Source organism: Flaviflexus ciconiae, assembly GCF_003971195.1.
Classification (GTDB): Bacteria; Actinomycetota; Actinomycetes; order Actinomycetales; family Actinomycetaceae; genus Flaviflexus; species Flaviflexus ciconiae.
The window spans coordinates 2,796,884-2,811,545 of the sequence record NZ_CP034593.1 but is presented as its reverse complement, the minus strand read 5'-3'; the positions used below and the strand labels follow the sequence as shown (position 1 = coordinate 2,811,545).

Genomic DNA, 14,662 nt, shown 5'->3' with positions numbered 1-14,662 from the left:
CCGCGTCACCGGCCTGTGAATGTGAAGCATCCCCGGCAGGCTTTCCATCCATTTCGGCTTTCTCGAGTGAAGGTCCCTCACTCAATCAAGACCTCGGCGCCGTTACTGTTATGCCGCATGAAGCCTCGAGTATCCCGCAGGCTACGGTCCGATTATTCCGTTCAGTAACCCTGCTGATTCTCTCGATGTTTCTTCTCTCGATCGCCTAACGCCAGGTGTGAGATGAGAAAAGATATGCCGGTCAAGAAGTGGCTTTATACCGGGGAATTCACCTTTCAATCTCCGGGTGTTCACTCAATCATCACACCCTCACCAGATCCGGATCGTAGGGTCTTGTTATAAGTAAAACTATGATGGCCGACCCGGTCGCCAACAAAGTCTTCTACCGCACCTACGAGGGCGTGACCATCGTGCTTGACGAAAAGACGGTCGCTCTTGATTTCGGCACCTCTGCCGCCGATGTCCTTTCCCAGCTCGACGTTGAGGCCGATGGTGACATCAACGATTTTTGGCTCGCCAACGTCCACCTTGAGTTCGAGCATGATGAGTTGAGCTTCGTCGAGGTGCCCACGTCCGCTGAGGATTCTCCGGTCATCGAGCTTCTCGATGCATCGGGCAAAACCCTGATCAGCGGGCGGCCAACCGCCGAGCAGATATTCGGGGCTCTTGGAGCAGCCGTGACCAGCGACAGTACGGATATTGCCAATGAGCCGGTGTGGCCCGAACTTGGCTTCCTGCGTTATCGGGAGACGAACCCCGACGAGCTCCGGGAGGATGCTAACGAGGAAGGAATGGAAGAGGAATGGTGGCAGGAGGAGCTCGCCCTCGCCGAGTACTTCCAGTCATTCGCTCACGCCCGCCGTTCCTACATCGCTTCGAATCGCGACATTTATCTGCCGGACAGTTACGACTTCGACTAAGAAGCACCGAAGCCAGCTCGACCGAGGCCGTTATTCAATTTGGGTGTGCATCTCCCTGCGCCCAGATCTTCCTCTGAACGGCACCGGGACGGTCCCCTCCCTTCAACAGATGGACTTCATCCTTTTCAATGACGGAACCGGGCGACAGTCTTCCGCTCGCACTCGAAGCCTGAGAGTCCTCGGGGTTGTGGGTTGCGCGCCCTCCCCTTGACCGTCTTCCCGACGTACGCTTGAAGTCCCCGCCCACGAACGGTAGGTGAACGGTGAAGCCGGCAACAATCGACGAATACATTTCCGTCGCACCCGACGAAATCCAGCCTCGACTCCAGGAGATCCGGGAGGCAATCCGCGAGCGCATTCCCGACCGTGTCGAAGCGATCAAGTGGGGTAGCCCAGCTTTCTGCCATCCCGATGGAATGATTCTCGTCATGTTTTCCAGCCATAGGAAGCACGCCAACGTTGTGGTCACCCCCCGCGCTAAAGAGGCGGTCGCCGACAAGCTAGGCGATCTTGAGACCGGTAAGGGCTCTATCAAAATTCCGCACAGCATCCCGGTCCCCACTGATGCTATCCACGCTCTCGTCAATGAGAGGGTGCGCGAGTACTCCGAAGAAGGCGCCACCTGGATGTGACAAGTCCAAGCCTTGTGAACAAGGCAAGGCCCCGGCGCTACCTGATCTTCGGGTACCATCGGGGCACATTGCTCATTTAGTGTGCTGGTTCCAGCTCAAAGATTTCCGATCTGAAAGCCCAGCAATGTATCGACAGTCATCGGCTTATCGGTGCCTGCTAGAGCCAGGAGGCAAGCTGCTGTGCCGAGATTTCGGTCAGCCACTTCTGCCAGAGCGGGCCGAAGGTGATGCGGCGGACGCCAAGGCTCTTAACTGTTTCCAGGTCGCCAGCACCGTGAACTTCCGCGGGATGTGCGGCGATATTGACGGGGACGGACACTGCGGCAACGAACTCGACCTGCGCATGAGACACCAGGTAGTGGATTGCTTCCACATCATCCTGGAGGAGCTTTTTACATCCGCGGACCGTCGCTCGTTGAACCATCCCAAGGGAACCGATCGAAGCTTGTCGGAAATGAGTCGCCTCATGCCGAGCTGATTGTCGGCATCGACCGAGTGAGTCCAGAACAGTGCACCGGAGTATAGGATCGCTCTCGCCGCGTAAGCAGCCAACGCCCACATAAGAAGCGGCCACACCCCCTCAGCGCTCCCCTCAAGGAGCCTGCGGAAGGCTTCAACAATGAGAATAAAGGGCAGCACGGAGCAGATCGACGACAGGAGCACCATGACGTTGGCGACCATGAGTTTGCCTCTGATCGGAGCAAGGACAGAGGGTCTCGCAACCTTCTCTTCCGCCCGATATTCAGCCGATTCCATGTCCTCTGTGGACGCCTGGACACCCTCGACCATGCAAACCCCCTCTATTTTCCATGTTCATTGGGAAACCGTGCTTTATCCTAGGTTGTGAAGAGCACCGAGGGGAAGGGGCATCATGGCGCGAGACGCTCAGCCACGGCAGGTAGGCAGGCCTGCTCGGATTTCGCGAGACAACATCATCGATACCGTTCTCGAGATCGGTATCGACCGAGCAACGATTGCTGCTGTCGCAGAGTGCCTGGCAGTTGACCCCTCAACGCTTTACGGCCACATTAAGAATCGGGATGACATGCTGGGCGAGGCCGCCGATAGGGCTATTCGGCAGGCCAGGTGGCCGCAGGAAGCCATGACGGACTGGCGCACGTTCCTGGAAGCAATTGCCGACAGACTGTGGGAGCTTTACTGCAACAACTCGGGCCTGGCGCAACACCTGCGCAGCATGCCCATTGCCCCACCGGCACTGCTTTCCCGTTCCGCGCAGATCGTTACCACTCTCGTCGAACTATTCGATATCCCTCTCGGCGAGGCCGCGCTCGTCGTCGACAGCGTCGGGGATTCCGTCATCGACTCCTTCATCTTTATTTCACAGCTCGATTCCAAGACGAATCCCGACGGTCCGACTATGCGAGCCGGCGCTCTCGCTTCCCTCCATGAGGCGATGGAAGCGGGCGTCGACGAGCAGCTTGCCGACTACATCACGGTTCTCGAGGAAGCCCTCGGCCAAGACGGCGTACCCGGCGACTATTGGAAGGACAAGATCGCTCTCATCCTCGACGGGCTAACCTACCGCCTCGAGAAGCTGTAGAGATTCAACGCCCCACTTCCGCGCTTGCCGGTACCGCTTGGGCTGAGAAGTGCCAGTACCCTCTTCCCTACTAGGCCGAAGCTTGAAGCTTTTCCCAATCCTTGCGCAGTAGCCCAAAGATCCACGAGTCGGAGACGACCCCATCAACAATGCAGTCTTCTCTCATTGTCCCTTCAAGAATGAATCCGAGCTTTTGGAGCACCTTGCCCGATGCTGGGTTGCGAGTGTCGGCAGCCGATTGGACCCGGTTAAGGTTCGTGTTCTCAAACATCCACTCAAGCACGGCGCGCCCAGCTTCGGTCGCGTAGCCCTTGCCCCACTCTTCCCTTTTAAAGCAGTAGCCGAGCTCACCACTGCGAAAGTCGGGGTTCCATTCATTAAAAGCGCACCACCCAACGAACGCGCCATCGGATCTCCGATCAACAGCCAGGCGAATACCTTTTTCGTCGCGCGCCATGGTTGCCGACCGCTCGATAAAGCGGTCGGCCTGCTCCCGCCTAGTCCACGGCGAGGAGTCCCAGTAGCGGAGTACGTACGGATCGCTTTGAAGAGCGTAGATCTCGTCCTTATCGGCAGCCCCAAAGGGCCGCAGGGTAAGCCGCTCGGTCTCGAGCGTTGGCGTCTGGAACGCCACGGGTCTAGTTTTTCTCCCAGGACCTGCCAAGCAGTGCCTCGAGGTCGCCGCGAATGAACTCATCGGCTACCGCGAGCGCCTCGTCGCGGTCCGCAAGATTGAGCGCGCCCACTTCTCCGGCGGCTTCGCTGTTCTGATAGCGGACGGACCCGCGTGAGAACTCAAGTTTCCACCCATCATCGTCTGAGAGGGTGATGAGATCATTGTCCCGTTCGGGGCCACCGAGTTCTTCATAGAGCGCTTCGAACAGTTCAATGGTCACGTCGTCGTTTGTTGCCGCGCCCCACGTGTCGGTGACTCGCAGTCCCGGTCTCTGTTCCATTTTCCTTAGCCTCCCGAGTCTTCTTTGCATTCCAGTCAAAGATCTTTTGCGTTCTGTTCGACCCTACCGAGGCCGGGTGGCCTCCGCCACAGTCTGGCAAATCTGCACCGAGAACATTCAGCCTCCGACCAGACACGACGAGTAGGCGAGCAGTCTCATCCAGGACATATTCACCCAACGAGTTGGTATCGAATGGTGCTTGGCTAGTCGCTGACGTCACGTATCCAGCACGTGAACTCGAGCGATAGTCGGAGATGAGGCGGGCTACGATAACGGGCGAAAGGGGGCTAGCAATGAGCATGACAACTGAAGAAGCAGCCAATAAATCGTCAGACCGAATTGAACTAAAAGAGGTCTTTCCACGACATGTGGTTGTCACAGTCCTTGGCCTTGCGGCTGTCTATGGCGCGCTGGAGCTCACCGGGAATCCGGTCAACGCGGTCGTCTTGGCAATCGTTGTCATGGTCGCGCTATGCCTCATCAAGGTTCCGGTGACGATTGCGCTCCTTGCGGCTGCGCTGCTTGGCGGCCTCCAAGCCGGCATGGGAATGGAGGGGGCGCTAGGCGCCTTCAATGACAGCCTGCTGTCCGGGGCACAGGTGGGCCTCACCTACGTCATGGTGGGCGCTCTGGCCGTCGCACTGTCGCGAAGCGGCCTCATTGAACTCTTTGCCCACTGGGTGACAACGAAGGTTGGGACCGACGAGCAGAAAACGAACAAGGGTGTGAAGTGGGCCCTCTACGGACTTTTTGTCGTGGCCTCCCTGCTTTCGCAGAACCTCGTTCCGGTCCACATCGCCTTTATCCCGATCCTTATCCCACCGCTCCTGGTTGTCCTCAACCGCCTAAAGATTGACCGGCGTGCCGTCGCCTGCATCCTTGCCTGCTCGATGAGTGCCGCCTATCTGCTCCTGCCAACAGGCTTCGGAGCGATCTACCTCAACGAGATTCTCCTGGCGAACGTCAACGATTTCGGTGCGGACCACGGCTTAACGGCTACGGCTGACATGGCGCCTCGCGCCATGTTCTGGCCCGTCATGGGACTCTTTGCCGGCATGCTTTTCGCCGTGCTCGTCACCTACCGCAAGCCCCGCACCTACGAGGCACCTCTCTCCACCTCGACGTTGGCAACCGCCCCGGCGACCGAACGCATCAAGCTCCGCCCCTACCCGCTGATCATGACGATCCTGGCACTGGCAGCCGCACTCTACTTCCAGATCGCCTTCGACTCGCTACTCATGGGCGCCATGGTCGGCTTTATCCTGCTCAGCATTGGCGGGATCTTTAGGTGGAATGCGCAGGATGATGTTTTCACTCAGGGCCTTCTGATGATGGCGCAGATTGCCGTGATCATCACCGTTGCCTCGGGCTTCGCCGGGCTCCTTGCCCAGACCGGCCACATCGAACCCCTGATCGCAGCCACCGCGGACTTCGTTGGCGGCAACAAGGCGTTCGGTGCTTTCCTCATGCTGTTCATCGGCCTGTTCATCACGATCGGTTTCGGCGACTCTTTCGCGTCCGTTCCGATCCTCGCCCCGATCTACATTCCGCTTGCTCTCGAGCTCGGCTTCAGTCCGCTGGCCACCATGGCACTACTGGGAGCATCCGCGGCCCTGGGTGATGCTGGATCACCCGCCTCAACGATCTCGCTCGGCGTCACCGCGGGTCTGAACGCGGACGGCAGGCACGACCACATCAAGGACTCGGTCATCCCAACCTTCCTGCACTGCAACGTTGGAATGCTGCTGTTCGCCTGGGTCGCCGCACTCATGCTCTGACCCTGGCAACACGAGAAAATCGATACTGCACAGACAACTGTAAAGAGCTACATACGAAGGATGCCGCCCGGAGCACGACACTCCCCGGGCGGCATCCCCAATCTGCTGCTGACTCGACTGGACAGAACTCGCCCTCTTGCCCACTTCGGGCCTTCCGTCTGCCCCTTCAGGCTCGCCTACCGACCACCTTCAACAGCATTCACTTATCTTCTTCGCGCCCACCAACGCTGGGGTTTGGCATGGGCTTACCGGGCTTGTCGAGGAAGTGGAAGATCGTCCAGTAGAGGACGCCGATCATGACGCCACCACCGACAATGTTGCCGAGCGTGACAGGCAGGAGGTTGTCAACGAAGAAATTGCTCCACGTGAGGTCACCGTAGGCCGCGGGGTCGATCCCTGCCGCCGACCAGAACCCATCGCCTGCGAAGGTAACGATGAGGATGCCGAGGGGAATCATGAACATGTTGGCGACCGAGTGCTCAAAACCGGAGGCCACAAAGAGGGCGATCGGCAGCGTGACTGCCGCAACCTTGTCGATCGTGTTGCGTCCGCCGTAGGCAGCCCAGATTGCGAGGCAGACCATGAGGTTACAGAGAATACCGAGCGCGAAGGCCTCACCGAAGCCGTGGCTGACCTTCTTCATCGAAACATCAAGAACGACCGCTCCCCACCCACCATCGGCCTGCTCCCAGGTCTTGGCGAAGAAAATCAGGGCAACGATCGTCAGGGCACCGATGAAGTTACCGAGATAGACAATCACCCAGTTCCTCAGCAACTGCCATGTCGTAATCCGGCCACTGGCACGCGCAGTCAAGGTCAGAGTAGACGAAGTAAAGAGTTCGGCGCCCGTCAAGACAACGAGGGTGAGACCCGTGGAGAACACGAGGCCACCAAGAACCTTGGAGACACCCCATGGCATATCCGCCGCGCCAACCTGGCTGGTGACAAAGAAAACGAAGCCGAGGGCAATATAGCCGCCCGCGGTCAGTGCAAGTAGAAAAGACTTCAGCTGGTGGCTTGTGGCCTTACCGAAAGCTGCGTCTTCAGCTGCCCTCGCCATCTCCGCCGGTGTGAGGATTCCGTTCTCTGCAGGCATGTTTACCCCTTATCCGCGCCCGGTGCCGGACTCGTAGTCACTGATTTCGCGCACCTTAGGCCCATAGAAACCTGCCGGATCATGCTTCGCATCAAGCCACACATCAACGAGGGCGGTGGCGTAGATGGGAGCGATAATGTTCTGCCCCATGCACAGGATCTGAGCATCGTAGTTCTCCACCGCACCCCGTGCAGTAATGAGGTCATGGGCCGTCGCGGCGCGTGCGCCCCTGACCTTGCTTGCCGCGATAGCGGTACCAACACCGGTGCCGCAGATAAGAATGGCGCGGTCTGCTTCACCGTCAACAACCATCTGCGCCGCCCGGATCGAAACATCAGGATAGGTAACGTCCGGAGTCGATAGGTCCACAACGTTGCTGACGCGATTATCGCGCTCAAGATACTGCCTGACTTCTTCCTTCAGCGCCGCACCATTACTAGGCGCCCCGATCACAATCCTCATGTATACCCGCTCCTTAAGTAGGCTCACACGCAATATTAACGGCAATATACGGAAATAATAGGGGTTGGCGAAAGGGAATCAACGGACAGACCAAGTCTCTGGTGCACACACGGCAAGGTTTGGGACTAAAGCACCAGAATCGCTGTACGAACAGGCACAAATGGCCTTCGAGGGATCAGGACGAGCGAAGGTCCTGCGCCAGCATGACGATGATGTCCGAGGGGCCACGGACATAGGTCAGCTTGTACACGTCCTGGTAGTTCGCGACACCGCGCAGCGGGAGACAACCGTGCTTTCCCGCGATCTCGAGGGCCACATCAATATCCTCAACGGCAAGGGCCACTCTGTGCATACCCACCGTATTCGGCGCAAGCGGTTCTATCTCGATTGCCTCTGGATAGAGGTACTCAAAAAGCTCGATCTGGCCCTCACCAGCGGACGTCTCGAGTATGGCGATCTTGGCACGATTGCCGTCGAGGCCAACGGCCGTCTCAGACCATTCACCCTGGACGGTGTCGCGCCCAACGACGTGAAGCCCGAGATCGGTAAAGAATGCGATTGCGGCTTCGATGTCACGCACCGCTATGCTGACATTAACGAATGCGACCTTCATGTGTTTACACTAGGTAGGTATCACATGGGCTACAAGACCCTCGGCCAAATTCTCCGAGCAACGCGGAACCCAACCATCACTGTGATTTCACCACATAGACGCGAAATCGGCGTTGAGTCACTTCGATCGGAGAGTTCTTCGCAAGTTTGGTTAGAACTTCACGATGATCGGCAACTCGAAAGCCCGGCACATCCCACGGCACAAGAGCAATATAGGTGACGAGTGCCTGCACATCCGCAAACGTCATTGCTCCCGCCCATTCATCCACGGTATCGACAACAAGCCCGGCAGTTTCCAGCTGAGCGACGTATGACTTAGCAGTGACCTCGGGGTAGAGATATTCGGCGCCGAACCATTCGTGGAGTTCTTCCGCATCGAACCCCGACACTTGCTGGGTCAGGTATCGACCTCCGGGCGCAAGAATTCGCGCAATCTCGCTCGCATCCATTCCTTCGTGCCTAGACATGATGAGATCGAACTGGTCGTTCTCGAATGGCATCGGATCGTCGTTGTCCGGGTCGTACTGTCTAACCTCGATACCGCGCGGCAACAGGACTTCTTTCGCGACCGGAACATTTGGTTCCCAGCCTTCTGTAGCCAAAATAGCTGGACTCCCCTGCCATCCAAACGCGTCAAGGAGGCGCGTTAGGCGCTCGCCACCGCCCGTTCCCATATCAAGGACGCTTGCGGCAGATTGGACGGCTACGGCACAGTCCTCTTCAAAGTCCCACCAGGGCTCGTCTGCTTTCATTCGACCGTCAAGCCGAGAAAAATCCCAGCCAACCATGCTTGCTTGGTCGTGCAGTTCAGCCAGCTCATCAATCAGCTTCGAGTCCATCACTCCCCCGTTCTGATCCAGAATTCATCCTACCGTTACGCCAGAGAGTTCTTACACTGCACCAGAGAAGGGCGTCCAAGGCTCCGGTGCTCGCGCAGTAATTGCTCGGTGCAGACACAAAGGCCTCGGGCAATCATTGCTCGGGCAGTCAAGCTCAACAGCGGGGGCACGTCGATGGCACTGAACAACGAGGCATTCAACAAGTGGGGGATGGCGTAAGTACCATCCCCCACTGCTGTCTTAAAGCCTGCTTCTAGGCATTAACCGTCACCGGCTCAGCCTCCTGCGTCGCAACCGGGCGAGGCTTGGAAAGGCCCATAACCTTCTTGCCGAGTGCCATCGAGGCCGGGCACGCCACCATCGTCAAGCAGAATGCGATGGGCCAAGCGATGATGAACTGGCCGGGCCAGGCCTTCAGCCATTCCATGGAGGGGCCGGAGAAGATAAGGCTGAGGAGGCCCGACATAACCGAGACCATAATGAAAGTCATAATGACCTGCGTGATGAAAAGCTACTTCTTGCTCAAGATAGATCTCTTTCTGGCGGACGGCAGCACCACGGCGAGATGGCGCTTCCGCCCACAAGTGGATGTATAGCGCCAGGGGTTCGCACGGATGCGACTTCATCTCACTAAGAGGGCTGGAATAACCACACCAGCCTTGATCTTTTAGGCAAGCATCAGAGTACCAACGAGATTCTGAAATCGCCGAACTAGGTGAAAATAATAACGTCCATTTGCGACCGGGGAACTCTTACTCTCTCAAACAACAGAGCAGTTCCAGGCAAAGGCCCGGCGCCAACAACGCATCGTCGGGCATAGCTTTTTCAGCACGGCCACCGCCGCGGTGTTCGATACTCGACAATTAGTCATCACACATCGTCGGCCCGAGCCACCTCGAACACCATAAGAGGCTCAGCCGGAGTTCCCTCAAACGGGTTTCGCTCCCAGTCTCGCCACACATTCGCCACCCTGCGCCCCGCGTTCTCAAGGTCCGCTCGTATCTGTTCTGCGCTTCGGAATTGTAACTTCTGGTCACACTGAAGGACGGCGCCACTTTCCAGGAATTCATTGCGAACATGCATGACGACGATGCCGTCGGCGCCGGGCGGCTCGGTCACCAGCGACTCACGTAGCCTGCCTGCAGGAGTATCTCTCTCCGAAGGCATGTCGTTCCATTCTTTCCACGCTTCGCGGAGCGGATTGCGGGACTCAAAAAGCAACCGTCCACCACAGGTGAGTCCAGCCGAAATATCGGCGAGGGTGCGATGCCAATCGTCGCCGAGGATATGCATGGCAACATTGCCGCTCATAATCACCAGATCAGCCGAATCCGGTTCGATGCGACTACTCGTGCCACGCACCCACTCCACCCGATCGGAACCTGGCCGCTGCCGAGCAAAATTGAGCATGCTCTCCGACGGATCAATTCCCAGGATTCTTCTGCCGGGCGCTGCGAGCGTGACCGTAAGAATCTCCGTTCCGCACCCAAGGTCGACAATCGTTCGCACCTTAAGTTCACCGGCCTGGGCTCGGAAGAAGTCATGGTCCGGCCCGTCCGGGTTGTCGATGTCGTAGATCGCGACGAGTCGCGGATCGTCATAGCTCATGATCAGCGCTTTCTGACTGGAGAAGTTAATCGCGGGGCCACGTCGTTCACCCTCGCCCACGACGATTGGGCCGCTCGCGTGAGCACAGAACGACAAACTATATCAGTGTTATTCAGCTGACATTTTAGCTATAATTTATGGCACATATCCGTATCGGATCCAGATCCGGATCCTGCCATTTCCCCAACCTCACTATGACGTTCCCGGCGAACCCATCTCGGTTCCCGGGGCTATGTATGTCGCAACGATGCGACGAAAGGAAATCATGGAAAAGTACTTTGCTGGCATTGATGCTGGCACGACGGGCACGACCGTCATGATCTTCGACGACCAGGGCAACATCATGAGTAGCGGATACTCGGAGTACCGCACAAAGCACCCTCATCCCGGGTGGGTCGACCAGGACATGCACGAGCTGTGGGCAGGCCTCTGCATTGCCGCCAAGCAGGCAACCAGCAGGTTCAAAGGCGATATCTCTCAGGTCGTATCGATTGGCGTCTCCTCTCAGCGCGGCTCATTCGTTCCTGTCGACGAGAACTGGGATCCTCTTATTGATTCAATCGTCTGGTCAGATACGAGGGCAACGAAGGAAGCCCAGTGGATCAATAAGGAGTTCGGGCACGACGAGTACTACTCGATTACCGGCCTCAATCCGTCGGCTATCTGGGTTTACCCGAAGATCAAGTGGCTTAAGGACAACCGCCCAGAGGTTTACGAGAAGACCTGGAAGTTCGTGAACGGTCAGGAGTGGATTCTCCACAACCTCGGATCGACCGAGCTGTTCGCCAATCCTTCGGCGCTGAACTACAACGGCATGTTCGACATTACGACCCTCAATTATGCCCCGGAGCTGTTCGACCGTGCGGGGCTCGACATGGATCTCATGCCGCCCCTCGTTCCGGACCTGCGCCGGGTTGGCACGGTTTCTGCAGCCGGAGCTGCGGCCACCGGTTTTGCCGAGGGGACGGTCCTCTCCCCCGGCGGTGGCGACCAGCAGTGTGCCGCTGTCGGTTCGGGCGTCAACAAGGCTGGTATGGCGGAGCTGTCGCTTGGCACTGCGGCCGTCATGGTGGCCCAGCTCGATGAAGCACCGGACATGGTGGAAAACCTGACCAGTGGTGTCTCGTTCGGCGCTCACGCTATCCCGCACCGCTGGGACATGGAGGGAACAGCCCATGCTGCGGGCGTCGTCCTGCGCTGGTGGCGCGACACCTACGGGCAACCGGAGGTCGAGGCCGCAAAGGCCCTAGATCTCAATCCCTACGACATCATCACCCTCGAGGCCGCCGAGGCCCCGATCGGATGTCATGGGCTCCTGTTCTTCCCGTTCTTCAACTCTCAGGCCAACCCGCACTTCCACGACAATGCTCGCGGCGGAATGCTTGGCATCACCCAGATCCACACCCGCAAGCATGCCGCTCGTGCCGTACTCGAGGGTGTCATCTACGAGTTGCGCATGGCGGTGGAGGCCATGGAAGGTGCACTCGGCCGCCCGTTCGACACAATCCGCCTGTCGGGCGGGGGTGCGAAGTCCCTGTTCTGGAGCCAGATGCAGGCCGATATTTACGGCCGCCGGGTCGAACGCCTCAAGGTATCCGAATGCGCCGTCCTTGGAGCAGCAATTCTCGGTGCCGTTGGCGCAGGCGCACTGCCCGATCTTGACGAGGCGATCGAGAACATGGTCCATACTCACGGCTTCATTGAGCCGAACATGGCGAACCACGCGGTCTACACCGAGTACTTCCACGTGTTCGAGAAGGCGTTCCTCGCGCTTGTAGACGGAAACGTCTACGACGAGCTTGCGGAGGTAACTTCGCGCCACAGCCAGGGTACCGCGTAGGCCCGGGCGATAGGTCAGCAGCACTCGCCAATCAATTGCTTTGACATAGTCAAGAACCCACCCCAATAGCTGGAACAGCAAAGGGCCTTCCCGCGGAGATTGATTTCTCCAGGGGAAGGCCCTTTGCCATGCCGCCGCAGTTCACTTGGCTTCCTAGTTCCCTAGCCTCCTGGGCCACTAGCGGGAACGACCTGATACCCGAGAGTGCGACGACTGACCGGTTCAGTATAGAAGGGCAACTGCCTTGTCGACGAGTTCTTCCAGGCGAACCACATCAACCTGGTGGGCGGTCGTAATAACAACTGCTTCACGATCGGGAACGATGACGAGCGACTGCCCATCCGTTCCGTGGCCAAAGAAGATCTCGTTCTTCTTGCCCAGCCAGAGACTGGAGCCGTAAGCCCAGCGTCGGAACAGCGGATTCGTTGGGGTGTCTTGCTCAGGCGTGAACTCGGTGAACTGCTTCATGCGCTCGATCCACTTGGGCGATACAATTCCCGCGCCTTCATAGAGCAAGACGTCACCGATCTTTAGGAGATCGTGGGGGTGCAACCAAAGCCTTGTCGCACCGGCAAGGTACTTGCCGTACCGCTCCCAGCTGTAATCGGTAATTTCCAGCGGATTGAAAAGAACTCGCTGCACGTAGTCTTCGAGATCTTCTCCAAGGAGTTCCTGAAGGACAACAGACAGAAGGTAGAACCCAGCATTCGAGTACAGGTAGTGCTTGCCGGGCTCGTGCACAATTGGAGCGTTGACGATGTAATCAATGTATTCGGAGGGATCGAGGTGCCCGATATCCCCTCTCATCATCAGGACCTTGTCGTAACCGATCGTGTGGTTCATAAGGTGCTTGATCTTGACCCGCTCAAGCTTCTCGCGGTTTTCCTCATTCGTGAGAGTACATAGCGACTCGAGTATGGGCCACACGGGAGTCTCTTCCGTGAAGTCATCCCGGCTCTCGACGATCGTGCCGAGGACAAGGGCCATGACAGTCTTCGACAGCGACCTAATGTCCGACGGCTCGGTTCGCCCGCCGAAGGCATGGAAGAATTCCCTGTCCGCCTGCTTGACCAGCAGGTAATGCATGTTGAGCTTATTGCCCTCCCCGTCGGTGGCTTTTTCGAAGAGATCAACGAGTCCGTCAAACTGCTGCGTGTCCATTGCACTCCTTGCATACGGCGATATCCCCGCCACCATACCAAGCAAGATTACGCTCCGACTTGCTATGCACATTCAACGAGAACGCCTGCTCGACGGAGCAAGAATGGCAGGCCGCAGCCTGCCATCCGCCAACATATGTAGTCGTTGAACTAGGTGCTTAGAACCAGTTCTCAGCAAGCAACTTCAAAGAGCGTTCCCGCACGACAGGATCGTAGGAGTAGGTGGTCGTGATGATTTCATCGGCCCCAGTTTCTTCGACGAACTCGTCGAGCCGACGGACCACATTTTCCGGGGAACCGACCGCTCTGATTCTGAGCATCGGGTTATCAATTTCCCGCGCCTGCTCGGGGTCGATCGGCGGCTGGATCTTCCGCTTTCGCCCCATAGCAGTGTCGGCGAACATTTGGAGAATGGTGGTGAACTCCCGCTCCGCTTCCTCAGCGGTGTCCGCAACAAGAACGTTAATTCCAGCAAGAACGTAGGGCTTCTCGATCTGTGCGGTGGGGGCTTCGGTTGTGAAGGATTCCCGGTACACGGCAATCGCCTGGTTCACCTGGTCCGGAGCAAAGTGCGAGGCAATGGAGAACGGCAGGCCAAGCTGGCCAGCGATCGATGCGCCGTTTACGGTAGAGCCGAGAACCCAAATCGGCACGTTTGTTCCCGCGGAGACAGCAGAAACAATCGGCATGGTCTGCCCCGCACCCCGGTCGCTAAACCACCCCTGCATCTCATAAATGTTCTGCGCGAACTCCTGCGGCTCAGCCGAGGACCTGCTCAGAGCCCGCGCTGTCATCTGGTCAGTTCCGGGCGCCCTACCAAGACCCAAATCAATACGGCCCGGGTACATCTGTGCGAGCGTCCCGTACTGTTCAGCAACCATGAGAGGTGCGTGGTTGGGAAGCATGACGCCACCCGAGCCAACCCTGATCCGCTCGGTCTCCGAGGCGGCACGTCCGATCAGGATGGAGGTGGCACTCGAGGCCAAATTAATAGTGTTGTGGTGCTCCGCGAACCAGAGCCGCGTATAACCAAGCGTGTCAGCAATCTTCGCAAGCTTCATCGAATCTTCGATTGCATCCCGGGGCGTTGCCCCTTCCGAAACGCCAACAAGGTCAAGAACACTGAGTGGTACGCGAGCCAAAAGGATTCCAATCGTCGATATCGAGCGCCGGCATTCTCACCGGCCACCTGTCCTCG

16 protein-coding genes are annotated in these 14,662 nt (G+C 57.9%); 5 read left to right on the top strand and 11 right to left on the bottom strand.

All coding sequences use genetic code 11. The features are described from left to right. The first annotated feature begins 350 nt into the window (after positions 1–350). Positions 351–920 carry a hypothetical protein gene (locus tag EJ997_RS12680; protein ID WP_126704862.1) on the top strand — a complete coding sequence of 190 codons (570 nt, stop codon included), beginning with the start codon at positions 351–353 and terminating at the stop codon, positions 918–920. 263 nt (positions 921–1,183) lie between these two features. Further along, on the top strand, positions 1,184–1,552 hold the full coding sequence (locus EJ997_RS12675; RefSeq protein ID WP_126704861.1) for an iron chaperone: 369 nt from the start codon (positions 1,184–1,186) through the stop codon (positions 1,550–1,552). Between the two features lie 157 nt (positions 1,553–1,709). Here the strand turns inward: EJ997_RS12675 and EJ997_RS13300 are convergent, their stop codons facing one another. Then, complete coding sequence (locus EJ997_RS13300; RefSeq protein WP_206501705.1) at positions 1,710–1,976, bottom strand: hypothetical protein; 267 nt, start codon at positions 1,974–1,976, stop codon at positions 1,710–1,712. 447 nt (positions 1,977–2,423) lie between these two features. Between EJ997_RS13300 and EJ997_RS12665 the strand changes: the two genes are divergently transcribed. Beyond that, on the top strand, positions 2,424–3,113 hold the full coding sequence (locus EJ997_RS12665; protein WP_126704860.1) for a TetR/AcrR family transcriptional regulator: 690 nt from the start codon (positions 2,424–2,426) through the stop codon (positions 3,111–3,113). Positions 3,114–3,183: 70 nt separating this feature from the next. Here EJ997_RS12665 and EJ997_RS12660 read toward each other — a convergent pair whose 3' ends face one another. Both EJ997_RS12660 and EJ997_RS12655 read right to left on the bottom strand, forming a co-directional pair. Beyond that, positions 3,184–3,747: a GNAT family N-acetyltransferase gene (locus tag EJ997_RS12660; protein WP_206501704.1), complete on the bottom strand. Its 564-nt coding sequence runs from the start codon at positions 3,745–3,747 to the stop codon at positions 3,184–3,186. Positions 3,748–3,751: 4 nt separating this feature from the next. Beyond that, positions 3,752–4,069, bottom strand: a complete 318-nt coding sequence (locus EJ997_RS12655; RefSeq protein ID WP_126704858.1) for a hypothetical protein — start codon at positions 4,067–4,069, stop codon at positions 3,752–3,754. 293 nt (positions 4,070–4,362) lie between these two features. Between EJ997_RS12655 and EJ997_RS12650 the strand changes: the two genes are divergently transcribed. Next, entirely contained in the window at positions 4,363–5,847 is a 1,485-nt protein-coding gene (locus tag EJ997_RS12650) for a Na+/H+ antiporter family protein (protein WP_206501702.1), read from the top strand. A gap of 199 nt (positions 5,848–6,046) precedes the next feature. Here the strand turns inward: EJ997_RS12650 and focA are convergent, their stop codons facing one another. The 6 genes from focA to EJ997_RS12620 form a co-directional block, all read right to left on the bottom strand. Continuing rightward, positions 6,047–6,943, bottom strand: coding sequence for a formate transporter FocA (gene focA / locus EJ997_RS12645; protein WP_126704857.1), 897 nt, complete (start codon positions 6,941–6,943; stop codon positions 6,047–6,049). Positions 6,944–6,952: 9 nt separating this feature from the next. Continuing rightward, entirely contained in the window at positions 6,953–7,405 is a 453-nt protein-coding gene (locus EJ997_RS12640; RefSeq protein WP_126704856.1) for an RpiB/LacA/LacB family sugar-phosphate isomerase, read from the bottom strand. Between the two features lie 175 nt (positions 7,406–7,580). Continuing rightward, entirely contained in the window at positions 7,581–8,018 is a 438-nt protein-coding gene (locus tag EJ997_RS12635) for a VOC family protein (RefSeq protein WP_126704855.1), read from the bottom strand. Positions 8,019–8,094: 76 nt separating this feature from the next. Beyond that, the gene (locus EJ997_RS12630) at positions 8,095–8,856 is read right to left on the bottom strand and encodes a class I SAM-dependent methyltransferase (protein WP_126704854.1); all 762 of its coding nucleotides are present in this window, start codon (positions 8,854–8,856) and stop codon (positions 8,095–8,097) included. Between the two features lie 253 nt (positions 8,857–9,109). After that, positions 9,110–9,346, bottom strand: coding sequence for a DUF2798 domain-containing protein (locus EJ997_RS12625; RefSeq protein ID WP_164720019.1), 237 nt, complete (start codon positions 9,344–9,346; stop codon positions 9,110–9,112). A 380-nt stretch (positions 9,347–9,726) separates the two neighbouring features. Beyond that, positions 9,727–10,464 (bottom strand): class I SAM-dependent methyltransferase, encoded by a 738-nt coding sequence (locus tag EJ997_RS12620; protein ID WP_126704853.1) that lies wholly within the window; start codon positions 10,462–10,464, stop codon positions 9,727–9,729. Between the two features lie 265 nt (positions 10,465–10,729). Between EJ997_RS12620 and EJ997_RS12615 the strand changes: the two genes are divergently transcribed. After that, positions 10,730–12,304, top strand: a complete 1,575-nt coding sequence (locus tag EJ997_RS12615) for an FGGY-family carbohydrate kinase (RefSeq protein ID WP_126704852.1) — start codon at positions 10,730–10,732, stop codon at positions 12,302–12,304. A 222-nt stretch (positions 12,305–12,526) separates the two neighbouring features. Here the strand turns inward: EJ997_RS12615 and EJ997_RS12610 are convergent, their stop codons facing one another. Together EJ997_RS12610 and EJ997_RS12605 are read right to left on the bottom strand one after the other, a co-directional pair. Next, complete coding sequence (locus EJ997_RS12610) at positions 12,527–13,465, bottom strand: serine hydrolase domain-containing protein (protein ID WP_164720018.1); 939 nt, start codon at positions 13,463–13,465, stop codon at positions 12,527–12,529. A gap of 157 nt (positions 13,466–13,622) precedes the next feature. Beyond that, a complete protein-coding gene (locus EJ997_RS12605) occupies positions 13,623–14,606 on the bottom strand; it encodes an LLM class flavin-dependent oxidoreductase (protein WP_126704850.1) in 984 nt (327 codons plus the stop codon). Positions 14,607–14,662 lie beyond the last annotated feature (56 nt).